The sequence below is a fragment of the Variovorax sp. KK3 genome, from assembly GCF_001984055.1.
Lineage (GTDB): Bacteria > Pseudomonadota > Gammaproteobacteria > Burkholderiales > Burkholderiaceae_C > Variovorax.
On sequence record NZ_LYVO01000014.1, the window covers coordinates 17,340 to 40,783 of the forward strand.

Genomic DNA, 23,444 nt, shown 5'->3' on the forward strand with positions numbered 1-23,444 from the left:
CGCGTCAACCCCGAGGGAAAAATCATGAGCAAAAAAGTTGCATACGTCACCGGCGGCATGGGAGGAATCGGTACCGCCATTTGCCAGCGCCTTCACAAAGACGGCTTTACCGTCATCGCGGGCTGCGGCCCCACGCGGGACCATGGCAAGTGGCTGGCAGAGCAGAAGGCGCTGGGATACGAATTCCACGCCTCGGTCGGCAACGTTGGCGACTGGCAGTCCACGGTGGAAGCCTTCACCAAGTCCAAGGCAGAGCACGGCAGCATCGACGTGCTGGTCAACAACGCGGGCATCACCCGCGACCGCATGTTCCTCAAGATGACGCCCGAGGACTGGAGCGCGGTGATCGAGACCAACCTCAACAGCATGTTCAACGTCACCAAGCAGGTGGTAAGCGACATGGTCGAGAAGGGCTGGGGCCGCATCATCAACATCAGCTCGGTCAACGGCGCCAAGGGCCAGGCCGGCCAGACCAACTACTCGGCAGCCAAGGCCGGCATGCACGGCTTCACGATGGCGCTGGCGCAGGAGCTGGCAGCCAAGGGCGTGACGGTCAATACCGTGAGCCCGGGCTACATCGGCACCGACATGGTCCGCGCCATTCGCCAGGAAGTGCTCGACAAGATCGTGGGCACGATCCCGGTCAAGCGCCTCGGCGAGCCCAGCGAAATCGCGTCCATCATCGCGTGGCTGGCAACCGACGAAGGCGGCTATTCGACGGGTGCCGACTTCTCCGTCAACGGTGGCCTGCATATGCACTGAGGCAGGGCCCGCGAGCCATCTGCAAAGGCCCGCCTCGGCGGGTCTTTTCTTTTTTCGAACGGTTTTAGACGGCCTTCGCCGGGCGAGCGGCCCATGGTCTTGCACAATGCAAGCCAATGCCCCACAGCGTCTCACTCATCAACACCGTCGCGGCCGGCCTGGGCCTGGCGCTGATCCTCGGCTTTCTCGCAGCGCGCCTGCGGCTGCCGGCCCTGGTGGGCTATCTGCTCGCCGGCGTCATCATCGGCCCGTTCACCCCCGGCTTCGTGGCCGATGCGGAAATCGCGGCACAGCTGGCCGAGATCGGCGTGATGCTGCTGATGTTCGGTGTGGGTCTGCATTTCTCGCTCGACGACCTGCTCGCCGTGCGCAAGGTCGCGCTGCCGGGGGCGCTGGTGCAGATGGCAGTGGCCACCTTGCTGGGCGGCGCACTGGCCACGTGGTGGGGCTGGAGCCTGGGCGGCGCGCTGGTCTTCGGGCTGGCGCTGTCGGTGGCCAGCACCGTGGTGCTGCTGCGTGCGCTGGAGAGCCTGGGCATTCTCGAATCGTTCACCGGTCGCATCGCAGTGGGGTGGCTGGTCGTGGAAGACCTGGCCATGGTGCTGGTGCTGGTGTTGCTGCCGCCGCTGGCCGAGGTGCTGGGCGGCAACGTGGCACGCCCGGGCGCGGCGCCGGTCTGGCAGACCCTGGGTGTCACGCTGCTGCAGGTCGGCGGCTTCGTGGTGCTAATGCTGGTGGTGGGGCGGCGGGTCTTTCCCTGGCTCTTGTGGCAGGTCACGCGCACCGGCTCGCGCGAGTTGTTCACGCTGTGCGTCGTGGCAGCAGCGGTGAGCATTGCGTTCGCCTCGGCGGCGCTGTTCGGCGTGTCCTTCGCGCTGGGTGCCTTCTTCGCGGGCATGGTGATGCGGGAGTCCGAGTTCAGCCATCGCGCCGCGGAAGAGTCGCTGCCGCTGCGCGACGCGTTCGCAGTGCTGTTCTTCGTCTCGGTCGGCATGCTCTTCAACCCCGCGGTGCTGATCGAACGCCCGTTGCAGGTGCTGGCGGTGGTGCTGGTGATCGTGGTGGGGAAGTCGATCGCGGCCTGCGTGCTGGTGCTGCTGCTGCGCTATCCGCTGGGCACGGCGCTCACGGTGAGTGCGAGCCTGGCGCAGATCGGCGAGTTCTCCTTCATCCTCGCGGCGCTGGGCGTCTCGCTGGGGTTGCTGCCGCAGGAAGGTCAAAGCCTGCTGCTGGCGGGTGCGCTGATTTCGATCGCCACCAATCCGCTGTGGTTCGGGCTGATCGAGCCGCTTCAGCGATGGCTGCATGGCCATTCGCGCCTGCTGCGCGGGCTGGCCGAGCGCGACGATCCGCTGGCCGAACTGCCCATGACGACCGAGGCCAAGTACCTCTCGCGCCAGGTGGTGCTGGTGGGCTACGGCCGCGTCGGTCGGCGGATCGCCGCGGAACTGGCGGCGCACGACCTGCCTTTCGTGGTGGCGGAACAGAACCGCGAGCTGGTCGAGAAACTTCGCGCCGACGGCAAGGCTGCGGTGTGGGGTGATGCGGCCGATCCGGCCGTGTTGATCCAGGCGCACATCGCGCGTGCGCGCGTACTGGTGGTCGCCACGGCTGATGCCATCAACGTGCGTCAGATGATCGAGGCGGCGAGGACGCTCAATCCGGCCATCCAGACCGTCATCCGCAGCCACAACGAAGACGAAGCCCGCTTGCTGTCGCAGGAAACTGCGGCCACCGTACTCCTCGGCGAGCAGGAACTCGCGCAGTCGATGGCCCGCGCGGTCATCAGCCGCGCTGCACCGGCCTGACGCGGCCTCAACTGCGCGGCGCTAGAGGTCTTCGATGACCAGGCGGCAGTACCGCTCGGCGACCGAGTAAGGCACCTGGCGCACCACCTCCATCAGGCGTTCCGCGGTGGCCCGGTTCTCGGTCTTCACCAGCAGGCCGGTTTGGCCTTCGCGCGCCAGCTTGGTGTACATGCGCACGGTCGCGCCATCGGTCCCCGCCGAAGGCAGCGGCGTGTCGGCGTCGTCCCGAACCGTCGGCGAGATCTGCGAGAGCAGCGTCTTGGGTGGAATGAGGTAGACCTCGTCACCGCTGAAGCCCTGGTCGATCAGCTGATGCCCGACCCGGTTCGCATCGTCTGCGCTCGGGAACATCACCATCGAATGCCCGGTGGGGTAGAACGCTCCCCCGAACGCAGCGCACATGTGCGGGTCGAGGATGAAATGCTTCATGAGGCCTCCTCCAGTCCAGCGACTTCTGACGGGAAAGTCAGCTTAGGCCTGCCCGCACGGGGTTGATGTAGGAAAAGCCCCTAGGGCGCCGGTGCGTTCTGCTGTCTTTGGTAGATGTGTGGAAAGCTCGGAATGAATACTTTCCGTTCACATTTTCTGCTAACCGTGAATTTGTAACTTGGTCGTAACGCATGGCCTGAATAGCATCAGGCTGCCTACTTGGAATACCCGCTCAGACACCACATGCCGCAACTGCGAAACATCGCGCTCACCGTGCACGAACTCGAGGAAGGAGAGTTCTATTGGGTATTGATGGAAGGTGCCGACTACGCCATCGAAGACGCGCTGCCTTATCTTCCACTCGAGGCTGCCACCGATCCGCAGGCCAGTTATGCCAACGCCCTGGTGGCCGGGGTTGCGGCACTGCGCAAGATGTTCGGCAAGGACGGTCCGCGCAACTAAAGCAGTGGCAGCGCTCCGGGCATTCTTCAGGAAGTGACGCGTTGCTCGGCCGACAGGGGCCACAGGCGGCGCCACCAGGGACGCTTCGGCGCGGGGGCGGCGCTCGCGCTGGCGATCAACTCGGCGGCCACAGAGGCCCGCGTGCGCTCGCGGAGCGCCGTTTCGTAAGCATGGGCCGGTGCCCGGGCGCTCCGGTCTCCGCGCAATGCGAGCCGCCGCCAGGCTTGTGCCTGTTCGGCCAGTTCCTCATCGCTCAGGTCGTCAGGGTGGGGCAGTTGCTGCGTCATGCTGGGTGAGATTGTGCCGCGCTCCGCGCTGGACGCGCTCGGCACTTTTCCATTCTCCGGGCAGAAGATGCGCCCGCCCCACAGTAAAAAGCCGGAGCCATGCAATGCATGGCCCCGGCTCGTCGGGTCGCGCGTCGCGTGCTTACAGCGCGAGTTGCTGGCCGCGGGCGGCGGCGCGGGCTTCGGCGCGCACCGTGGCGCGGTCGATGGTGCTGTTCAGCGTGGTGACGCCTTGGCCATAGCCATCGGCAAAGCGGTCCGCACTGTGTGCGGCGGCCACGGCCTCGTTGCGGACCGAAGCGCGGTCGGTCGACGCGACGAGCGCCGGCGCGACGCGGGACGAGACGCCTTCGGCATACGGGTTCTCGCTGCGAGCCGCCACGACGGCTTGCGAGCGCACGTCGGCGCGTGCGTTGGCCGACACGGGCGCATGCACGCCTTCGTAGGTTTCCGCCTGGGCGCCGAAAGCGGCGAGGAGGGAGACGGCGGCAGCGGCGATGATCTTCGAGGTGTTCATTTCAGTTTCCTTGGCAGTTTGGCAATTGGCTTGATTCCGAACCGGTCTTGGGTGGGGTCGTCGCCTTCGTTGGTCGAGGCGGCCACCTCGCTCGGTGCCCTGTTCACTCAGAACAGTGGTTGGCTGCTCTGTGGGATGAAGTTTGCGCGCAAAAGCTAGGTAGTAACCCGGGGTGTTCGGAACCGCGGCGTTTTCGTCGCGGAAACAATCGGGCTGCGATGCTGCCGCCGCAAGCGTGCGGCATGCCGTCAGGAGATGGGCAGGAGGATCGGCTCGGCTGAAGAGCTCAGATGCCGGGCCGCGTCGGCAGAAACGGCTGGGATGGCTGAGAAGGCTGAGAAGGCTGAGATTGCGGCGATGCCTGAGCCGTTTGCTGCTTGCTCGCATCGAGCTCGCGGCTGATGCGGCGGGTGAGGGCGTCGAGTTCGCGCGCCAGCCGAAGCGCCTCGACGCGGGCGCGTTCGTCGCCCTGCTTCATGTGCGCGAGGTGCTGCTCGAAGGCGTCCGACAGCTGAGTCCATCGATCGAACGATGTATCGATAGCCGTCACCGGGTCCTGCATGGTTGCCTCCATTTCGCAACAGTGGAGCTGTAGTGCTCTCGGCGCCGCGTCCTGCAGAGCAAGACTACACAAAGGCGCCTGCTGTGACGACGGCAGTCCCCCGGATATACGGACCGCTTTCACAAATTGTTCATGCTTTTGACTACTGTCTAGAAGCAAAACGATCGGAAAAGTCCCACAAAAGACTTCACGACGGCTGATATCCGTGAAAAGCGGCACAAGAAACAGTAGCCAGTAAGTACTACACGTAATTACAATTAGCTACATGCATTCACGTTCCGAGACGTCACTGGATACGAATTGCCTGCCCGTGCGTGGAGGCGCGCTTGTCGTCGTATAGCGCGCTGCAGCGGATTGCGAAGGGGCCTTTGCCGATGGTGTTCACTGCCGTGGAAGACATCGAGGCTTTGCGCATCCTGAAGGATGGCGGCTGGGTCAAGGCGACGTTTTCGGCACCGCCGGGCCGCTCTGGATCGGCCACGGTGACGGAGCTGACGGCCCTGGGCCGCTTCGCCATGCAGTTCGTGCAACCTGACTAGGAGGCGCCATGAGAGTTCTTGTCTGCCTGATCGCCAGCATTGCCGCCTTCGTCGGCTTGATCGCTGCCTGGTGGTTCTATTGGCCGGTCTGGCAGGTGGAGTCGCGCGTGAAGAGCCGGTTGGCCGATCCGGCGGCTGTGCATTTCTCCGGCGTGGTCTATGACAAGCGAACCGGAACGGCCTGCGGTTATGTCAACCCGATGGCGCAAGGCGGACAGGGCGCAAATGGCGGCAGTGGCGGCAAGACGCACTTCATCCTGATGGCCGACGGCGACGTGCGCTTCGACCCCAAAGACCCGGTACGCGGAAGCACGCTGCAGCAGCTCGAGGGATTGCGCAAGCAGGCGGACTACCTGGCGCTGGCCTACGCCCACTGCCAGCGGGGCTGAATCCTCGGCTTACTGCCGCAGCGGGAGCTCGGCCACGGCGGCGGAAGGCGGGGCAGAGCCAGCGCCTGACGGCACGCGCATGCGTCCGGCCTGCTTCAGCGTCACGCCGAGCTGCTCGATGCCGAAGGGCTTGCTGAGCCAGAAAGTGCCCGGCAGCGTGCGGCAGGGTGCGGGCGTCGCCGTCGCGAAGACGATGGGTAGCGTCGCACATCTGGCCTGGAGCTTGTCCGCCAGTTCGAGGCCGGACAGCGCGGGCAGGCCTACATCCGCCATCAGCACGTCGAAAGCCCCTTCCATGAAGCGATCGAGCGCGCTTTCCGCGCTGCGCACACCGGTCGCCCAGTGGCCGAGCAGTTCCAACGCATCCAGGGAGGCCTCGAGGACTTCAGGGTCGTCCTCCACCACGAGAACGCGCAGGCTGCAGCACGAATCGGAAGAACACGCTGCGTCTGCGTCGGTCATGAAAGCTCCTCTTGATTAGTCATTTAGTCAACGTTCGGTCGGCCGACGAGAAGCATTGGCGAGCGGCGGCGCCTCCGGTGTAGGAGCGCGCCGCAATCGGATGCCCACAGCTTCAGGCCGCAGCGGCCGGCGTGCCGGTGGTTCGCAAGGCCTCGTCGCGAGGCATGACCGCGGCGTACTTCTGCTGCATGTCGAAGAGGTTCGCCTCGTGCGGTGCCAAGGCCCGGTCGCCCACGCAGTCGGACACGACCAGCGGCCGGAAGCCCCAGGACATGGCGTCGACCACGCTCGCCCGCACGCAGCCGCTGGTGACGGCGCCCGCCACCAGCAGGGTCTGCACGCCGCGCTGCGCGAGCCAGGCGGCCAGCGAGGTGCCGAAGAAGGCCGAGGGCACGGTCTTGCGCACCACCAGCTCGCCGGCGCGCGGCGCGAGCGCGGGCACGATGGCGCTGGCGGGCACGTGCTCCTTGAGGCCCAACATGCCCGGCACCTTGATCGAGAAGATGTTGTGGTCGGCATCGTCCTCGGCGTAGACGATGCGGCTGTGCGCGATGGCCCAGCCGCGCTCGCGTGCCGCAGCCAGCAGCGGCACGGTGGCCGCGATGGCGTCGGGGATGTTGCCGCCGCCGAAGACCTGCGGGTCGGCGAAGCCGTTGACGAAGTCGACGATCAGCAGGCCGTAGGGCCCGTGCAGCGGCAGCGTCGCGCCGAAGCCCTGGCGTTCGTAGGTGCCCAGTTCAGCGTGCATGGCGCGCCCCTTCCTCATCCAGCACGCGGCCTTCGCGCACCATGTCCTCGCCGTCCAGCCGCACCGTGCAGCGGCGCAGCGGGATGTCGATGTGGCAGGCCGTGGTGCGGCTGCCGCCGGCCTCGTTGTTCGGGCCGAGCGAGAACAAGAAGTTGCCTTCGTAGGCCCGCGCGTCCATGCCGATCGAGGCCTCGCGGTCGTACAGGCCCAGCGTCGACCAGCGCGCCCGGGGCTGCAGGCCCCAGCCGATGTGCGAGATGGCGTATGCCTCGGGGTCGCGAAACGAGGCCATGTAGTCGCTCAGCAGTTCGGCATCGAGCCCGCCTTCGATCTTCGTCGCGTAACCCTTCTCGACCGTGAGCACGATGGGCTCGCCCACATAGGACTTCTGCGGCAGCAGGATGTCGCCGCGGTCGATCACGATGCGGCCGCTCGCGCCGCCCTCGTCCGGAAAGGTCAGCGCGAAGCCGCTGGGCCAGTGATCCCATCGGCCGGGTTCGTCGACGAAGCCGTATTCGCTGATGGCCGGAAACTGGCCGAGCGGGCAGCGCAGGTCGGTGCCGGCCTCCGACACCACGTGCATCTCGCGCGAGCGCACGATGTGTTCGGCAGCGCGCTTGACGCGCGTGCGGTCGCCCTCGTTCGGCACCATGCGCACCAGCACCTCGGGCGGCTCCACCGCCAGCAGGATCTTCGTGCCGGTGGCCAGCACCTCGTGCTGTTCGGGCGAGAACAGCAGCGTCATCAGGTCCAGCACCAGGTCGCTGGCCTTCAGCATGGCGATGGCGGCCGGGTTGCCGGTCAGCGGCGTGCTGCCGAGATAAGCCAGGCTGTCGCGGCTCAGGGCCTTCTCTGCGTTCACGGGCGGCAGGTCGAGCCGGTTGACGATCGCACCCAGGTCCTGCGCCGCGACGAGCGCGCACGACAAGGTCTGCGGATGCGTGGCGGCGCTGGTGAGCACGGTCACGGTCTGGCCGGGCTCCAGCTTCGAGAGCGTCAGCACCTGCTTCCAGGCGCCGATCAGCTGATGGTCACTGACGGGCATGTGCTTGTCCTTTCCAAGGATTCAGTCGGCGATCGGCGTGCCGAGGAAGTCGCCGAAGGCCCGGTAGAAGCCGGCCTCGTCGTCCCACGGAATCATGTGGCCCGCGTTGGCCACGGTCGTCACCTGCATCGCAGGCAGCAGCGTGCGCAGCTCGGCCAGGTCGTCGGGCCGGATGACGTCGCCGCGCCCGGCGGCGATCAGCAGGGTGGGCACCGCCACGTGCGGCAGGTCGGCATGCACGTCGTCGTCGTGGAAGCCTTGGTAGGTCGTCACGATCGCGCGCTCGTCGCAGGTGTGCAGCCATTCGGCGCGCAGGCGCAGTTGCTCGTCGGTCCAGGTCGGCGAGAAGGGCCGCAGCGCTTCCATGCCGGCGCCGTCGCGCATCAGGCGGATCGAGTCGATGTACCAGTCCAGCTTGGCCGGGTACGCACGTCGACCGGGGCCGGAGACGGGCGGGTCGATGAGCACGAGACGTTCGAGGCCGGCCGGCTTCTGCCGCGCCGCGCGGATGCCGATGCGTGCGCCCATCGAATGGCCCACGAGCACATAGCCTTCGAGGCCCAGCGATGCTGCGAAGGCGTTGACGTCGGCGGCGAGCGCATCGAGTCCGTAGTCGAGCGTGTCCGAGGATTCGGAAAGCCCGCGCCCCCGCACGTCGAGCACGTAGGTGTCGACGTGCGCACCGAGGCGTTCCGCGACGAAGCCCCAGGTCACGGCCGGGCTCGTGATGCCCGGCACGACGACGACGGGCCGTCCGCGCCCGCCATAGCGCAGGTAGTGCTGCCGAATGCCGTTGGCGCGGACATTGGCGCCATAGAGGAAGTTGCTCATCGCCGCGCTCCTCAGTACGCGCCCGACAGCAGAGCGCCCGCGCCCGGCACGATCGGCTCCAGGTCCAATGCCTTGAGCATCGCGTAGGTGGTGGCGACGGCAGCCGTGACCACTGGCTTGCCCGTCATCGCTTCGACCTTCGCGATGGACGGCAGCGATGGCATCTGCACGCAGGCCGACAGCACGATCGCATCGACGTCGCGCGTGTTCATGCCGGCCACGATGCCCGGCAGCCGCGCCGGGTCGTGGCGGCCCACCTCCAGGTTGTCGGGGATCTCGAGCGCGCGCCAGTCGACCACGTCGTAGCCTTCGTGGCGGATGTAGTCGACCACCGTCTGGGTCAGCGGCTTCATGTAGGGCGCGACCAGCGCGATGCGCTTTGCGCCGATGACCTTGAGCGCATCGACCAGCGCGCCGGCGCTGGTCACCACCGGCGCGTTGCCGCCGTTCTCTTCGGTGCGCGCGCGCAGGCGCTGCTCGGAGGCGCGGTGGTAGCCCAGGCCCATCGACATGATCGCGACCAGGCAGGCGTAGCCCAGCACGTCGACGCGTGCGTCGCTGAGCTCGACGGCGCAGCGGTCGGACTCGGCGTCCATCGCGGCCAGCTCTTCCTTCTTCACCGTCTTCATGCGCATGCGGCTCGAATGGAAGGTGAAGCGCTCCGGGCGCACGAGCTGCCGGGCCGCGAGCATGGCCGGGATCTCGGTCTCCATGGTGGTGTTCGAGCTCGGCACGATCTGGCCGATGCGGAAATTCATTTGGGGCATTGAGGGTCTCCAGCGTGGATGAAGTCGATGGCCGCGCTCAGAGCGGCTTCAGCTTGAGCAAACGTTCGGCATTGCCGTGGCACACCAGCGCGCGCGTGGCTTCGTCGAGCGGGGCCTGCTCGATGAAGTCGGCTGCGATCGCGGTCGATTCGTAGGGGTAGTCGACCGAGAACATCACCGCCTCGGCGCCCATCTCCTCGATGGACGCCACCAGCGCAGGGCTGGAGCAGACGCCCGAGGTGGTGATCACGATGTTGCTGCCGATGTATTCGGAAGGCGCTCGCTGCAGCTTCACGCCGTGCGGATAGGCGGCGAAGCGGCTGTCGAAGCGCCAGCGCAGGAAGGGCAGGCCTTCTCCCATGTGGCCGAGGATCAGGTGCAGCTTCGGAAAGCGGTCGAACACGCCGCCGAAGAGCAGGCGCAGCGCATGCGTAGCCGTCTCCACGCCCCAGCCCCAGGCCGCGCCGTGCAGCTCGGGATGGCCGGCGAAGGCCGGCGGAATCGAGGGCATGTCGATGGGGTGCAGGTACAGCGGCACGTCGAGCGCCTGCATCCGTTCCCAGAACGCGTCGTAGCCGGGTTCGTCGTAGTAGCGGCCCTGCGTGTGGCCGTTGACCAGCGCGCCCTTGAAGCCGAGCTGCGTCACAGCGCGCTCCAGTTCGTCGGCCGCGGCCTTCGGGTCCTGCATGGGCAAGGTCGCGAAGCCGGCGAAGCGCGTGGGATGGCGCGCCACTTGCGCGGCCAGGTAGTCGTTGTTCTGCCGCGCCAGGCCGATGGCGTCGGCCAGGTTGGTCTCGGCCTGCACGCTCGGGCCGGTCTGCGACAGCACCGTCACGTCGATGCCGGCCTTGTCCATCTCGGCCAGGCGCAGCTCATCGAAGTCGCCGAGCCGGCGTGCCAGCTCCGCTTGCACCGCGGGGGCGATGTGCTGCAGGAAAGCCTTTGAATAGCGCTCGAAGCCGGGCGCCATGTAGTGCTCCTCCAGCGCGATCTTGCGAATCCTTGTTGTCATGAATGCTCCAGGGTGAGAGATGGGAGTCGGGGGTGTGGGGTCAGAGGTCGAACAGCAGCGCTTCGGTGTCGGGCGCTGCAGCGGTGACGAGCGGCGGTGTCTCGTGCGTGAAGCGCAATGCATCGCCGGGGCCGAGGCGCAGCGCGCCGTCGACGTCCAGCTCGCCCGACACCACGTGCAGGTAGCCCAGGCGGTGCGGTGCGAGCGGGCAGGGCAGCGAGGCGCCGAGGCTCAGGCAGGTCGAGAAGATCAGGGCTTCCTGCTGCACCGAGAGCGATCCTTCGCGCCCGTCCGGCGAGGCGATCACGCACCAGCGGTCGCGCTTGTTCTGCGCATCGATGCGCACCAGCTCGCACTCGGGCGCCGTGCCGCGCCGGCGTGGGTACAGCCAGATCTGCAGGTGGCGCTCGGCCTCGGCGTCCGATGCGTTCATCTCCGCATGCGCGATGCCGCTGCCGGCGCTCATGCGCATCACTTCGCCGGGGCCGAACACGTAGTCGTTGCCGAGGTTGTCGGTGTGGTGGATGCGGCCCTGGATGGGCAACGTGATCGCCTCGATGTCGCGATGGCCATGCCATGCGAAGCCGCGTCCCGGCGCCACCCAGTCTTCGTTGAGCGCGCGCAGCGAGCCCCAGTGCGTGTGGTTCGGATCGTGGTAGTCGCCGAACGAGAAGCTGAAGCGTGCGACCAGCCAATCGGTCTCCTGCACGCCGCGCTGATGGGCGCGCCGAACGCGGCTTTCGGGGATCGTCCGCTCGGGACGACGAACTGCTGATGACATGGCCGTCGCTAGAATGTTCAGTGTGCTAACAAATAGGGGTCGAGGTGGCATCGAAGCAGGTTCGAGCAGCGCGCAAGGGAGAGATGGAACCGGAGCTGCCCATCGAGATGACCACCGTCGATCCGGCCAAGGAACTGCTGTTCGCACGGCCGGGCTTCCTGATCCGGCGCCTTCACCAGATCCACTACGCGCTCTTCTTCGAGGAGTGCAAGACGCAGAACGTCACGCCGGTGCAGTACGGCATCCTCACGGCGGTGTCGGTGCTGCCCGACCTCGACCAGACCTCGCTGGGCCAGGAAGTGGGGCTCGACCGCACGACCACGGCCGACGTGGTCAAGCGCCTCGAAGAACGCGGCCTGGTCACGCGCAGTGCGAACCCGGCCGACAAGCGCACGCGCCACGTCCGTTTGACCGAAGACGGCGAGAAGGTGGTGGAGTCGCTGCGCGGCGGCATGGCCCGCGCGCAGGAGCGCCTGCTCGAGCCGCTGCGGCCCGCCGAGCGCACCATGCTGATGGACCTGATGCGCATCCTGGTCGAAGCCAACAACCAGTACAGCCGCACGGTGCTGCGCACCTTCTGACCTTCTGCTGATCACAACGGATACACCAGGTCGTTCGCGATGATCGTGGTGTCGTAGATCGCCTGCCGCTCCTCGAGCAGCAGCGCGCCGTCCACGCGTGCGAAGCGGTCGTGGTAGGTGCCGGCCATGTGGATGGTGCTCGGCCCTTCCACCAGCGTCTGCAGCAGCAGGAAGTTGGCCTGCGCCTCGATGCCCCCGGTTTCCGTCTCCGCCGTCACCCGCGTGTTGGTGACCAGGTGCAGGTTGTAGCGAGGCGCGAACATCTGCGTGCGCGCGATCGCCACCGCGCGGTCGTGCATCATCCCGCGGCCTTGCGCATACACCAGCCCGACCGGCATGCCGAGTTCGGCGTTCTCGCGCGCCGTGATGCGGTAGAGGCCGTTCTCGGTGAAGAAGGCGGGCCAGTCCTCGACCAGGCCGGCGTCGAGCACGGCGCAGTACTCGGCGTTGAAGGCCTCGACTTCCTGGCGCAGCGCGAGCGCGCGCGCAGGTGCGATGCGCTGCTTGCGATAGAGGTTGTGAGTGCTCGTCTTCATGGCCTCAGAACCCCATCACGTCGCGGTAATGGCTGTACATCGCGCGAATCGCCGCTTCCGAGATCAGCGAATTCGACGTGCCCACGTGGCCCGAGTCGAGCTTGAGCACGTTGCGGTCGGTGCTGGAGCGGCGCACGCCTTCCTGCACGAACTTCATCGCCTCGTTGTCTTCCAGGCCCAGGAAGCCGGCCGGGCCCATCAGGTTGCCCTGGCGCAGGCGGTGCTGCGTCATCTCCTCGGTGTCGTCCTCGTAGCCGAACATCGTCCACAGCATCAGCATGCTGTTGGGGCCGTTGGGCACGATCTGGCGCACGCCGAGCGTGTTCATCTCGCGTTGCACCACCAGGTTGGGCCACACGGTCTGCATGGTCACCGACCAGGGCGAATCGAACTCCTTCACGAAGTCGAGGAAGCGGTCGTCCTGCAGCCGCATGCCTTCGTGGAACGACCGCATCTCCTTCTTGTTCTCGGCGCTGACCTCGGCGTACTTGTCCTCGGTCTTGGCCGAGGCCATGGTGCCGTGGCGGCCATGCACGGGGTCGGCGATCATCGCCGCCTTGTTGCCCGCCACCAGCAGGCCGAAGACCACCAGGAAGGAATGCAGCAGCGTCGCGTGGTACGGGTCCTTCAGGTTCTCGTGGTACATCTTCCAGTTGCAGGGCAGCTCGTTCTTGTAGTAGCCCAGCACCTTGAGCTTCTTGCCCGGGAACACCACGTCGAAGTCCTTCAGGATCTCGGGCGTCAGGTATTCGTCGATGGCCTCCACCTCGTTCGAGTACGACGCGAAGATCACGCCGTGGCGCGTGGTCACGTGCAGCTTGACCAGGCCGTGGTCCTCGTTCTTGAAGTCCTTCGGCATGCCGCCCTCGCGGTTCACGCCGCGCTTGAAGGGCACGCCCTGCAAGTTGCCCTTGAGGTCGTAGGACCACTGGTGGTACGGGCAGACGAACTCGCTCGTGTTGCCCTGGCCGTGGCGGCAGAACTCCGCGCCGCGGTGCGCGCAGCGGTTCTCGAAGACGCTGATCGAGCCGTCGGCCGCGCGCGCCACCACCACCGGCGTCGCGCCCACGTAGGAGCGCTTGAAGTCGCCGGTGTTGGGAATCTCGGCTTCGAGCGCGACGTAGTTCCAGGTGCGGCCGCGGAAGATGCGCTCCATCTCGCGCTCGTACACCGGCTCGCTGGTGTAGACCCAGTCGGGGATGAAGTGCAAGGCGTCCTCGGGCCAGCGGCATGCGGCCAGCTCGGCGTCCTTGGCGCGGGGCGTGCGGTTGATGACCGCGTGGGTGCTGTACATGGAGGTGCTCCGGTCAGGTGGGTGAGAGAGGTCAGGTCAGATGGGAAGCAGGGCCGGCTTCGCGGCCAGCGCGTCGCGCACGCCTTGCCGCAGCGGCACGGAGAGGTCGCACAGGCGCGCGGCGTCGATCGGCACGGCTGCGTCGAACAACGGGCGCAGTTGGCGCAGGTCGCCGCCGGCGTTGACGGCGATCGCATGGCGCAGGCGGCCGTCCGCATTGGTGCCCAACATCAGCAGCTTCGGCATTGCGGCCGCAGCCGCGGGATCGCCGCGCCAGCGATAGGCCAGGCCCTCGGCGGGCAGGCCCATCATCTGCACGTTGCAGCCGAACTGGTCGGTCCAGAACCACGGCGTGGCGGCGGGCGCGGCGTCGATGCCGAGCATCGCGGCCGCCGCGATGCGGGCCTGCTCGTTCGCGCTCTGCCACGACTCGAGCCGCATCTCCAAGCCGGCATGCGGCTGATGCTGGCTCGTGCAATCGCCGGCAGCGAACACGTTCGGCGCACTGGTGCGGCATTGCGCGTCGATGCGGATGCCGCCGTTGCCCGGGTGCAGCGCGAGGCCGCTGTCGCGGGCCAACGCCACCTCGGGCGACTGGCCGATCGCGACGACGAGCAGCGGCGTCTGTATGCGGCTGCCGTCTTCCAGCCCGAGCGCGATGCCGTCCGGCACCGGCGCGACCGAGCCGCATCGCGTGTCGAGCCGCAGGTCGACGCCGGCGTCGCGCACGCGCTGCTGCAGCCAATCGGAAAAGGCTGGCGGCACCGCGCGCGGCAGCACGCGCGGCGCGCTTTCGAGCACCGTGACGCCGATGCCCATGGCGCGCGCGGTGGAGGCCACCTCCAGGCCGAGGAATCCGGCGCCCAGCACCACCATCGAGCCATGCCGCGCCATCGCCTCGCGCAAACCCTGCGCATCGGCCAGCGTGCGGATCAGGTGCATGCCCGGCGTGCCCGCCGGCAGGCCGGGCAGGGCGCGCGCATGGCCGCCCGTGGCCAGCAGGCAGCGGCTGAAGGGCAAGGTGCTGCCGTCGTCCAGGCGCGCCACCGACGTTTTCGCGTCGATGGCCACCACGTCAGCGCCCAGTCGAAGCTCGATCGATTGCTCGCCGTGGAATCCGGCGGGATGAATGCCGATGCGATCGTCCATCGCCGCATCCGACAGCACCGCCTTCGACAGCGGCGGCCGCTCGTAAGGCAGCGGCGCCTCGCGGCCCACCATGACGATGCGGCCAGCGAAGCCGCCGCTGCGCAACGCGGCCGCGGCGGTCGCACCGGCCTGGCCGGCGCCGACGATCAGGATGGGGTCGGACTCAGCCATCGTGGCCATCTCAGACATCCGCCAACACGTCGGCGCCTTCGATGCGCACGGGATACACGCGGATCGGCTGCGTGGCGGGCGCGCACATCGCCGCGCCCGTGCGCAGGTCGAAGCGCGCCTGGTGCAGCGGGCATTCCACGCAGCCGTCTTCCACGTAGCCGTCGGAGAGCAGGGCGTACTGGTGGGTGCAGACGTTGTCGGTCAGGTGGAATTCGCCCGCGCTCTTGAACAGCGCGAATTGGGCGCTGCCGAGCGTGATGGGCACGACTTCGTCGTCTTGCAGCTGGTTCGCGTCGGCGATGCGGGTCCAGGGCATGGGGCAGTCCTTTTGTGAAACGTGTACTGAGCGGTTATTGTCAGTGTACTGATCATAAATTGCAAACTGACTACGGGTTTTTCTGGATGCGAACCATGCGGGTGCAAGGCTTGAAAATTCGCACCAACCTGGTGATTTGCCTATGAGAATCTGCCGAATTTGCCCCTCGTCAGGGCGTCATCGCCCAGGATTCAAGGATCGGGGATTTTCCTAATCGATTTGCGTTGACACTGAAGAATATGGTCAGCATACTGACTATATTCTTAGCCAACCCCACCGAGGAGAGATTCGATGCAGCGTCGCCGTTTCCTGGAAAGATCGGGTGCCCTCGCGGGCCTCGCCACCGTTGCCGCACCCGCACTGGCGCAGTCGTCGTCGCCGAGCGTGAAGTGGCGCATGTCGACCAGCTGGCCCAAGAGCCTGGACACCATGTACGGCTCGGCCGAGCAGATGTGCAAGCGCGTCGGCGAGCTCACCGACGGCAAGTTCGAGATTCGCCCCTTTGCCGGCGGCGAACTGGTGCCGCCGGCTCAGAACATGGAAGCCATCAGCAACGGCACCGTCGAGGTCAACCACGTGCTGGCCTCCGCCTTCATCGGCAAGAACACGGCCGTCGCCTTCGACACTGGCCTGCCCTTCGGCCTCAACGCGCGCCAGCACAACGCCTGGATGCAATACGGCGGCGGCATGCAGGCCATGCGCGAGCTCTACAAGAAATACAACATCGTCAACTTCGTCTGCGGCAACGTCGGCGTGCAGATGGGCGGCTGGTATCGCAAGCAGATCAAGACGGTGGCCGACCTCGACGGCCTGAAGATCCGCATCGGCGGCATCGGCGGCATGGTGATGTCGAAGATGGGTGCGGTGCCGCAGCAGATCGCGGCGGCCGACATCTACCCCGCGCTCGAGAAGGGCACCATCGACGCGGCCGAATGGATCGGCCCCTACGACGACGCCAAGCTGGGCCTGCACAAGGTGGCACAGAACTACTACACGCCCGGCTGGTGGGAAGGCAGTGCCTCCATCACCGCCATGGTCAACAGCGAGGCGTGGAACAAGCTGCCGCCGGCCTACAAGGCAGCCTTCGAATGCGCGGCCAACGAGCAGACGATGAAGATGCTGGCCGACTACGACGCGCGCAACCCCGAGGCGCTCAAGAAGCTGATCGGGCAGGGCGCCAAGCTCGCGTACTTCCCGAAGCCGGTGATGGACGCGGCCTTCAAGGCTTCGTCGGAGCTCTTCACCGAGCTCGCCGACAAGAACCCCGACTTCAAGGCCGTGCTGCCGCAGTGGGTGAAGTGGCGCCGCGACCAGGCCAGCTGGTTCCGCGTGGCCGAGGCGGAGCTCGACAGCTACACCTTCGCCGCCGTCACCAAGGCGCAGTAAGCCCAGGCCCGGCGATGCCGCAGCGCTCCGCAGAAGACGACCCCACATGAACCCCATGACCCCCGACACGGGGCAGCCCTACGCCTGGGTGCGCGCCATCGATCGCGTGAACGATTTCTTCGGCGCGCTCGCCAAGTGGGCGCTGCTCGCGGCCTGCGTGATCAGCGGCGGCAACGCCATCATCCGCTACGCCGTGGGCTACAGCTCCAACGCCTGGCTCGAGATCCAGTGGTATCTCTTCGCCGTCGGCGTGATGTTCGGCGCCGCGCAGGTGCTGCGGCTCAACGAACACGTGCGCGTCGACGTGTTCTACGGCGGCTGGAAGGCGCGCCGCCAGGTCTTGATGGACCTGTTCGGCCTGGTCTTCTTCCTGCTGCCGATCATGGGCTTGCTGGCCTGGCTGTCGTGGCCGCTGCTGGTGGAGATGGTGCGTTCAGGCGAGTCGTCTTCCAACGCCGGCGGCCTGGTGCGCTGGCCCGCCATGCTCACGCTGCCGCTGGGTTTCGCGCTGCTCGTGCTGCAGGGCGCGGCCGAGGTCTGCAAGCGTGTGCTCTGGCTGCGCGGACGTCTGCGCATGGACACCCACTACGAAAGGCCCGTGCAATGAGCATGGAGACCTTCGCGCCGATGATGTTCGCCGGCCTGGTGGCGATCCTGCTCCTGGGCTTTCCGGTCGCCTTCTCGCTGGCCGCGCTGGGCGTGGCCTGCGGCGGCATCGCGATCTTCATGGGCTGGTTCCCGGCCGGGTTCATGGCGGCGCTGCCGCTCAACGTGTTCGGCATCCTGTCGAACGACCTGCTGCTGGCCATTCCCTTCTTCACGCTGATGGGCTGCATCCTCGAGCGCTGTGGCCTGGCCGAGGACATGCTCGACTCCATGGGCCAGCTCTTCGGCCCGGTGCGCGGCGGCCTGGGCTACTCGGTCATCATCGTGGGCTTCATCCTGGGCGCCATCACCGGCACCGTGGCCGGCCAGGTGATCGCGATGGCGATGATCTCGCTGCCGGTGATGATGCGCTACGGCTACAACATGCGCTATGCCACCGGCGTGCTGGCGGCCTCCGGCACCATCACGCAGCTGGTGCCGCCTTCGCTGGTGCTCGTGGTGCTGGCCGACCAGCTCGGCCGCTCGGTCGGCGACATGTACAAGGGCGCCTGGGGCCCGGCGATCCTGCAGGTGCTGCTGTTCGCGCTCTACACCTTCCTCTTGTCGCGCATCCGCCCGCAAGACGTGCCGGGCGTGCCCAAGGAAGCGCGCACGCTGCACGGCTGGGCGCTGTGGCGCAAGTGCCTGCGCGGCATCCTGCCATCTGCCATCCTGATCTTCGCAGTGCTGGGCTCGATGGGCGGCCTGCCTTTCATCGACCACGCGATCGCCACGCCCACCGAGGCCGGCGCCATGGGCGCGCTCGGCGCCTTCGCGCTGGCCGCCATGCACCGCCGGCTGAGCTGGACGCTGCTGAACAACGCCATGGGCTCGACCATGCGCATGACGGCGATGGTGGTGTTCATCCTCATCGGCTCGCGCGCCTTCTCGCTGGTGTTCCAGGGCGTCAACGGCGGCCTGTGGATCGAGCACATGCTGTCGGCGCTGCCCGGCGGCCAGCTCGGCTTCCTGATCGCGGTCAACATCTTCATCTTCTTCCTGGCCTTCTTCCTCGACTTCTTCGAGATCGCCTTCATCATCCTGCCGCTCTTGGCGCCGGTGGCGGCCAAGCTGGGCATCGACCTGGTGTGGTTCGGCGTGCTGATCTGCGTGAACATGCAGACCAGCTTCATGCATCCGCCCTTCGGGTTCTCGCTGTTCTACCTGCGCGGCATCTCCGATACGCTGGCGAAGAACGGAACCCTGCCGCGCAAGGTCGAGTCGCGCGACATCTACCTGGGCGCCATCCCCTGGGTCGCGATGCAACTGCTGCTGGTGGCGATCGTGATCTTCGTGCCCGAGACGGTGACCGCCTTCCTCGACAAGGAGAAGGTGGTCGACGTCGACAAGATCCGCATCGACGTGCAGCCGCGCGAAGGCGATGCGGCGGGCTCCGGTGCCGAGCGCGACGACCCGTCCCGACTGTTCGCGCCCGAACCCAAGTGAACGAACCGAGCCACACCATGAGCAACGACAACCACCACGAGGCACGCGCCGGCCAGGGCGTGGGCGCGCGCGTGCTGCGCAAGGAAGACGAACGCCACCTGCACGGCCGCGGCCGCTTCGTGGCCGACATGAGCATGCCCGAGCTCAGCGAAGTCGCCTTCCTGCGCAGCCCGCTGGCCCATGCGCGCATCGTCGGCGCCCGCCTGCCGACGCAGGGTGCCGACCGTGTGGCGCTGCGCGAGAACATGACCGACGTGCTCGACATCGTGGCCGACTCCACGCTGCCCACCTACCAGGCCTCGGCCCAGCCGCCGCTGGCCGCGGGCAAGGTGCGCTTCGTCGGCGAGCCGGTGGCCATGTGCTTCGCACCCACGCGCGCCGAGGCCGAAGACCTGGCCGAGCAGGTCGAGGTCGACTTCGACGAGCTGCCGGTCCACGCCGATGCCACCAGCGCGCGCGCAGCCGGCGCCGAGCTCATTCACGCGCACTGGCGCGACAACACCTTCGTCACGCTCGGCGCCGACAAGGATTTCGATCTCCACGCCAAGCAGGCCGCGCTGGTGGTGCGCCGCTCCGTCGACCTGTCGCGCCAATGCATGGTGCCGATGGAAGGCAAGGCCGTGCTGGCCTACTGGGACCACCAGGCCGATCAGCTCGTGGTGGTCAGCGCCACGCAGGTGCCGCACATGATCCGCACCGTCATCGCGCAGTGCCTCGGCCTGGAGCAGGGCCGCGTGCGCGTCATTTCGCCCGACGTCGGCGGTGCCTTCGGCTACAAGTGCGTGCTGCAGCAGGAAGAGCTGTGCGTGGCCTGGCTGGCCAAGACCCATCGCAAGCCCTTCCGCTACATCGAGGATCGGCGTGAGCACTTGATCGCCGGCGCCAACACGCGCGAGCACCACTACGAGATGACGGCCTATGCCGACGCGCGCGGCAAGCTGCTGGCGCTCGACGCGCGCATCACCATCGACGGCGGCGCGTACTCGGTCTGGCCTTTCACCATCGGCCTCGAGCCGGGCCAGGCCGTGGGCAACCTGCCCGGGCCCTACGCGTTTCGAGGCTACCGCTGCGTCACCGAATGCGTGGCCACCAACAAACCGGGCTTCGTGCCTTACCGTGGGGTGGCGCGAACCGGCGTGTGCTTCGCGATGGAACTCACCATCGACGCCATCGCCCGCGCCGTCGGCCGCGAGCCGTGGGAAGTGCGGCTCGAAAACCTGGTGCCGGCGTCGGCCATGCCGCACGTCAACGTCGCCAACAAGCACCTCGACAGCGGCGACTACCCGGCCAGCCTTCAGAAGGCGCGCGAGATGATCGACTTCGACGCCGTGCGCCGACGCCAGCGCGCCACCGAGCCCGACGGCCGCCTGATCGGCATCGGCTTCGCCACCTACACCGAGCAATCGGCGCACGGCACCTCGGTCTTCGCGACCTGGGGCACGCCGGTCATCCCGGGCTTCGATTCCGCCAACGTGCGAATGACGCCCGACGGCGGCCTGGAGATCCGTGTCGGCGTGCATTCGCACGGCCAGGGCATGGAAACCACCTTCGCGCAGATCGCCCACGAGATCCTGGGCGTCGACATCGGCAGCATCAAGCTCGTGCACGGCGACACCGGGCTCACGCCGTTTTCCACCGGCACCTATGCCTCGCGTTCGCTGGTGATGTCGGGCGGCGCAGTGTCGCGTGCGTGCAAGGCGCTGGCGCCGCGGCTCATGCACATCGGGGCGCACCTGTTGGGAGTGGCAACCGCTCAGGTCCGGATCGAAGCCGGCCGCATCGTCGGCCCCGCCGGCAGCGTACCGATCTCGGAGGTGGCGCAAGCCTGGTACCTGCGCCCCGACCGCCTGCCGGCCGACGTCGATGCCTCGGGCCTCGAAGTGACGATGGGCTTCAAGCCCAAGGTCGACACCGGCGCCTTCACCTATGCGAGCCACGCGGTCACTGTCGCGGTCGACCCGGACACGGGTCACGTCGACATCCTCGACTACGTGATCGTCGAAGACTGCGGCACCATGATCAACCCGATGGTGGTCGAGGGCCAGACCTACGGCGGCGTGGCGCAGGGCATCGGCACCGCGCTCTACGAAGAGACGCCTTACGACCGCAACGGCCAGCCGCTCGCATCGACGCTGGCCGACTACATGCTGCCCGGCGCCACCGAGGTGCCGAACCTGCGCATCCACCATTTCGAGACGCCTTCGCCGCACACCGAGTTCGGCGCCAAGGGCATGGGCGAGGGCGGTGCCATCGCACCGCCCGCCGCGATCTTCAACGCGGTCAACGACGCGCTGCGTCCGCTGGGCGCCGAGGTCGCGCACACGCCGCTCACGCCGCGCCGCCTGCTCGAGGCGATCGAGGCCGCGAAGCTCGGCGAGCACAGGAAAGTCGCGTGAGGGCGAATCGATGAAAGCTGCGAACTTCGAATACCGCCGCCCCGCATCGCTGGCCGAAGCGCTGCGCCTCCTCGCTGAGGGCGAAGGCCAGGCCAAGCCCATCGGCGGCGGCCAATCGATGGGCCCGATGCTCAACCTGCGGCTGACGCGCCCGAAGCAGGTGATCGACGTCGCGGCGTTGCCCGAGCTGCGCCAGGTGCGCGAAGAAGGCGCCTGGATTCGCGTCGGCGCCGCCGTCACGCACGCCGAGATCGAGGACGGCGTACATCCGCTGCTTCGCGGCACGCCGATGCAGCAGGTGGCCGGCGGCATCGCCTACCGCGCCATCCGCAACCGCGGCACCGTCGGCGGCAGCCTCGCGCATGCCGACCCCGCCGCCGACTGGGTGCTGACCGCCTCGGCCCTGGGCGCCGAGATCGAGATCGCCTCGCACGCCGGCACGCGCCGCATCGCGGCCGACCGCTTCATGCAGGGCGCCTACACCACCGCGCTGGCCGAGGGCGAGCTGATCGCTGCCCTGTGGGTGCCCAGGCTCGGCGCCTCGGCACGCTGGGCCTACTTCAAGTTCTGCCGCAAGACCGGCGAGTTCGCCGAGGCCAGCTGCGCCGCGCTCTTCGACGCCGAGCGCAAGCTGGCGCGCATCGTCGTCGGCGCGCTCGACGGCGCGCCGCAGGCCCTGCCGCAGTTGGCGGCGCAGGTCGCGCGCAACGGCGAGAAGCCGCACCGCGCCGCGGTCGAGGCCGCGGTCATGGCCATCGCGCCGGGCAAGGACGCCATCGACCGCAAGCTGCTGGTCGCCGCCGTCGAGCGCTGCCTCGGCCGGATCTTCATGCCGGAGCATGCCGAATGAACACCATCGCCATCGAACTCAACGGCCGTCCCGTGCGCCGCGACATCTCCGCCCGCACGCACCTCGGCGACTTCATCCGTGACGAAGGCCGGCTCACCGGCACCCACCTGGGCTGCGAGCACGGCGTGTGCGGCGCCTGCACCGTGCTGGTCGACGACCAGCCGGTGCGCTCTTGCATCGCTTTCGCCGTGGCCTGCGACGGCCGCAAGGTCACCACGGTCGAGGGCTACGACGCCGATCCGGTGATGGCGCTGCTGCGGCCCGCCTTCTCGCGCCACCACGCGCTGCAATGCGGCTTCTGCACGCCCGGCATGCTGGCGACTTCGCGCGACATCGTGCTGCGCTTTCCCGATGCCGACGAGCCGAAGATCAGGCTCGAACTGTCGGGCAACCTGTGCCGTTGCACGGGCTACATGGGCATCGTGGCGGCCATCCGCGACGTGCTGCAGCAGTGCGGCGGCGACGCGCATCCGGAGATCACGGCCCTGCGGCAGGCGCTGCGTGCGGCGCGTGGCGAATCGGCGCCTGTGCCGCTTGCAGCGAGTGCGCCGTTCGCCACCTTCGAAGCCACCGATACCGGCACGGCAGCGCCTGTCGCTGCGCCGCGCGACGAACCGGCGCAAGCACAGGGCTCTGCAAGCGACAAGGGCACGCGCATCCAGGGCCGCTTCAGCGTGCCCTTCGCGGCCGACGAGGTCTGGCGCTTCATGGCCGATTTGCCCGCCGTGGCGGGCTGCCTGCCCGGCGCCGAACTGACCGAGCACACGGGCGACCGCGTGAAGGGCCGCGTCGCCATCAAGTTCGGTCCCATGTCCGCCAGCTTCAACGGCGCCGCGCGGCTGGAGCGCGACGACGCTGCGCGCTCCGCCGTGCTCAAGGGCGCGGGCCAGGACACGCTGAGCCAGTCGCGCGCCAACGGCGACGTGGCCTACCGCCTGGTCGAGGTGTCGCCCGGCGAGACGCGCGTCGAGGTCGACCTGCTCTATTCGCTGCAGGGCCCGCTGGCACAGTTCTCGCGTTCGGGCCTGGTCAAGGATTTCGTCGGGCGCCTGATCCAGGAGTTCGGCAAGAACGTGGCGCTGCGCATGGATCCCGCGCGCTCGCCCGATGCGCCGCTGCCGCCGGCACGGCTCAACGCCTTCAGCCTGGGCTGGAGCGTCTTGTGGTCGCGGATCCGGCGCCTGTTCGGTGCCGGCGACTGACGAAACAACCGACACCCGCGTATCCACCCATCCGTTCTTCCACGGCGCGAGCATGCCGCTCGCGCCGATGG

27 protein-coding genes are annotated in these 23,444 nt (G+C 67.6%); 12 read left to right on the plus strand and 15 right to left on the minus strand.

The window, feature by feature from the left end:
• The first annotated feature begins 24 nt into the window (after positions 1-24).
• Together phbB and ybaL are read left to right on the plus strand one after the other, a co-directional pair.
• Positions 25-762, plus strand: a complete 738-nt coding sequence (gene phbB / locus B0W80_RS09165; RefSeq protein ID WP_076998816.1) for an acetoacetyl-CoA reductase — start codon at positions 25-27, stop codon at positions 760-762.
• A gap of 116 nt (positions 763-878) precedes the next feature.
• The gene (gene ybaL, locus B0W80_RS09170; RefSeq protein ID WP_076998817.1) at positions 879-2,570 is read left to right on the plus strand and encodes a YbaL family putative K(+) efflux transporter; all 1,692 of its coding nucleotides are present in this window, start codon (positions 879-881) and stop codon (positions 2,568-2,570) included.
• 21 nt (positions 2,571-2,591) lie between these two features.
• Here the strand turns inward: ybaL and B0W80_RS09175 are convergent, their stop codons facing one another.
• Positions 2,592-2,999, minus strand: a complete 408-nt coding sequence (locus tag B0W80_RS09175; protein ID WP_076998818.1) for a hypothetical protein — start codon at positions 2,997-2,999, stop codon at positions 2,592-2,594.
• Positions 3,000-3,242: 243 nt separating this feature from the next.
• Between B0W80_RS09175 and B0W80_RS09180 the strand changes: the two genes are divergently transcribed.
• Positions 3,243-3,461 carry a hypothetical protein gene (locus tag B0W80_RS09180; protein WP_076998819.1) on the plus strand — a complete coding sequence of 73 codons (219 nt, stop codon included), beginning with the start codon at positions 3,243-3,245 and terminating at the stop codon, positions 3,459-3,461.
• Between the two features lie 26 nt (positions 3,462-3,487).
• Here B0W80_RS09180 and B0W80_RS09185 read toward each other — a convergent pair whose 3' ends face one another.
• The 3 genes from B0W80_RS09185 to B0W80_RS09195 form a co-directional block, all read right to left on the minus strand.
• Positions 3,488-3,748: a hypothetical protein gene (locus tag B0W80_RS09185; RefSeq protein WP_076998889.1), complete on the minus strand. Its 261-nt coding sequence runs from the start codon at positions 3,746-3,748 to the stop codon at positions 3,488-3,490.
• A gap of 142 nt (positions 3,749-3,890) precedes the next feature.
• The gene (locus B0W80_RS09190) at positions 3,891-4,265 is read right to left on the minus strand and encodes a helicase SNF2 (protein ID WP_076998820.1); all 375 of its coding nucleotides are present in this window, start codon (positions 4,263-4,265) and stop codon (positions 3,891-3,893) included.
• A 286-nt stretch (positions 4,266-4,551) separates the two neighbouring features.
• Complete coding sequence (locus B0W80_RS09195; RefSeq protein ID WP_143684538.1) at positions 4,552-4,827, minus strand: hypothetical protein; 276 nt, start codon at positions 4,825-4,827, stop codon at positions 4,552-4,554.
• Positions 4,828-5,201: 374 nt separating this feature from the next.
• Between B0W80_RS09195 and B0W80_RS35395 the strand changes: the two genes are divergently transcribed.
• Both B0W80_RS35395 and B0W80_RS09200 read left to right on the plus strand, forming a co-directional pair.
• The gene (locus B0W80_RS35395; RefSeq protein ID WP_179106865.1) at positions 5,202-5,366 is read left to right on the plus strand and encodes a hypothetical protein; all 165 of its coding nucleotides are present in this window, start codon (positions 5,202-5,204) and stop codon (positions 5,364-5,366) included.
• Between the two features lie 8 nt (positions 5,367-5,374).
• A complete protein-coding gene (locus B0W80_RS09200; protein WP_076998822.1) occupies positions 5,375-5,755 on the plus strand; it encodes a hypothetical protein in 381 nt (126 codons plus the stop codon).
• 9 nt (positions 5,756-5,764) lie between these two features.
• Here the strand turns inward: B0W80_RS09200 and B0W80_RS09205 are convergent, their stop codons facing one another.
• From B0W80_RS09205 to B0W80_RS09235, 7 genes are all read right to left on the minus strand, one after another.
• The gene (locus B0W80_RS09205) at positions 5,765-6,217 is read right to left on the minus strand and encodes a response regulator transcription factor (RefSeq protein WP_076998823.1); all 453 of its coding nucleotides are present in this window, start codon (positions 6,215-6,217) and stop codon (positions 5,765-5,767) included.
• 112 nt (positions 6,218-6,329) lie between these two features.
• A complete protein-coding gene (locus B0W80_RS09210) occupies positions 6,330-6,965 on the minus strand; it encodes an isochorismatase family protein (RefSeq protein WP_076998824.1) in 636 nt (211 codons plus the stop codon).
• Positions 6,955-8,010, minus strand: coding sequence for a 2,5-dihydroxypyridine 5,6-dioxygenase (locus tag B0W80_RS09215; protein WP_076998825.1), 1,056 nt, complete (start codon positions 8,008-8,010; stop codon positions 6,955-6,957). Before B0W80_RS09215 ends, B0W80_RS09210 begins: the two co-directional genes overlap by 11 nt.
• Before the next feature lie 21 nt (positions 8,011-8,031).
• Positions 8,032-8,841 carry an alpha/beta fold hydrolase gene (locus B0W80_RS09220; protein ID WP_076998826.1) on the minus strand — a complete coding sequence of 270 codons (810 nt, stop codon included), beginning with the start codon at positions 8,839-8,841 and terminating at the stop codon, positions 8,032-8,034.
• 11 nt (positions 8,842-8,852) lie between these two features.
• On the minus strand, positions 8,853-9,608 hold the full coding sequence (locus B0W80_RS09225) for an Asp/Glu racemase (RefSeq protein WP_076998827.1): 756 nt from the start codon (positions 9,606-9,608) through the stop codon (positions 8,853-8,855).
• Positions 9,609-9,645: 37 nt separating this feature from the next.
• Positions 9,646-10,620 carry an amidohydrolase family protein gene (locus tag B0W80_RS09230; RefSeq protein WP_076998828.1) on the minus strand — a complete coding sequence of 325 codons (975 nt, stop codon included), beginning with the start codon at positions 10,618-10,620 and terminating at the stop codon, positions 9,646-9,648.
• 40 nt (positions 10,621-10,660) lie between these two features.
• The gene (locus tag B0W80_RS09235) at positions 10,661-11,401 is read right to left on the minus strand and encodes a pirin family protein (RefSeq protein ID WP_076998829.1); all 741 of its coding nucleotides are present in this window, start codon (positions 11,399-11,401) and stop codon (positions 10,661-10,663) included.
• Positions 11,402-11,484: 83 nt separating this feature from the next.
• Between B0W80_RS09235 and B0W80_RS09240 the strand changes: the two genes are divergently transcribed.
• Entirely contained in the window at positions 11,485-11,982 is a 498-nt protein-coding gene (locus B0W80_RS09240; RefSeq protein ID WP_076998830.1) for a MarR family winged helix-turn-helix transcriptional regulator, read from the plus strand.
• Positions 11,983-11,993: 11 nt separating this feature from the next.
• Here the strand turns inward: B0W80_RS09240 and B0W80_RS09245 are convergent, their stop codons facing one another.
• The 4 genes from B0W80_RS09245 to B0W80_RS09260 are packed head-to-tail and all read right to left on the minus strand — an operon-like array spanning position 11,994 to position 15,448.
• A complete protein-coding gene (locus B0W80_RS09245) occupies positions 11,994-12,518 on the minus strand; it encodes a nuclear transport factor 2 family protein (RefSeq protein ID WP_076998831.1) in 525 nt (174 codons plus the stop codon).
• A 4-nt stretch (positions 12,519-12,522) separates the two neighbouring features.
• Positions 12,523-13,812, minus strand: coding sequence for an aromatic ring-hydroxylating dioxygenase subunit alpha (locus tag B0W80_RS09250; protein ID WP_076998832.1), 1,290 nt, complete (start codon positions 13,810-13,812; stop codon positions 12,523-12,525).
• A 36-nt stretch (positions 13,813-13,848) separates the two neighbouring features.
• Positions 13,849-15,132: an NAD(P)/FAD-dependent oxidoreductase gene (locus B0W80_RS09255; protein ID WP_076998890.1), complete on the minus strand. Its 1,284-nt coding sequence runs from the start codon at positions 15,130-15,132 to the stop codon at positions 13,849-13,851.
• A 10-nt stretch (positions 15,133-15,142) separates the two neighbouring features.
• Complete coding sequence (locus B0W80_RS09260; RefSeq protein ID WP_076998833.1) at positions 15,143-15,448, minus strand: non-heme iron oxygenase ferredoxin subunit; 306 nt, start codon at positions 15,446-15,448, stop codon at positions 15,143-15,145.
• Between the two features lie 291 nt (positions 15,449-15,739).
• Here B0W80_RS09260 and B0W80_RS09265 point away from each other — a divergent pair, with 291 nt between their 5' ends.
• The 6 genes from B0W80_RS09265 to B0W80_RS09290 are packed head-to-tail and all read left to right on the plus strand — an operon-like array spanning position 15,740 to position 23,373.
• The gene (locus tag B0W80_RS09265; protein ID WP_076998834.1) at positions 15,740-16,834 is read left to right on the plus strand and encodes a TRAP transporter substrate-binding protein; all 1,095 of its coding nucleotides are present in this window, start codon (positions 15,740-15,742) and stop codon (positions 16,832-16,834) included.
• A 46-nt stretch (positions 16,835-16,880) separates the two neighbouring features.
• Positions 16,881-17,441: a TRAP transporter small permease subunit gene (locus B0W80_RS09270; RefSeq protein ID WP_256856524.1), complete on the plus strand. Its 561-nt coding sequence runs from the start codon at positions 16,881-16,883 to the stop codon at positions 17,439-17,441.
• The gene (locus B0W80_RS09275; RefSeq protein ID WP_076998835.1) at positions 17,438-18,925 is read left to right on the plus strand and encodes a TRAP transporter large permease subunit; all 1,488 of its coding nucleotides are present in this window, start codon (positions 17,438-17,440) and stop codon (positions 18,923-18,925) included. The genes B0W80_RS09270 and B0W80_RS09275 overlap by 4 nt, the downstream gene beginning before the upstream one ends.
• Positions 18,926-18,942: 17 nt before the next feature.
• Positions 18,943-21,321 (plus strand): xanthine dehydrogenase family protein molybdopterin-binding subunit, encoded by a 2,379-nt coding sequence (locus tag B0W80_RS09280; RefSeq protein WP_076998892.1) that lies wholly within the window; start codon positions 18,943-18,945, stop codon positions 21,319-21,321.
• 10 nt (positions 21,322-21,331) lie between these two features.
• Positions 21,332-22,171, plus strand: a complete 840-nt coding sequence (locus B0W80_RS09285; RefSeq protein ID WP_076998836.1) for a xanthine dehydrogenase family protein subunit M — start codon at positions 21,332-21,334, stop codon at positions 22,169-22,171.
• On the plus strand, positions 22,168-23,373 hold the full coding sequence (locus B0W80_RS09290; RefSeq protein ID WP_076998837.1) for a 2Fe-2S iron-sulfur cluster-binding protein: 1,206 nt from the start codon (positions 22,168-22,170) through the stop codon (positions 23,371-23,373). Before B0W80_RS09285 ends, B0W80_RS09290 begins: the two co-directional genes overlap by 4 nt.
• The last annotated feature ends 71 nt before the right edge of the window (positions 23,374-23,444 follow it).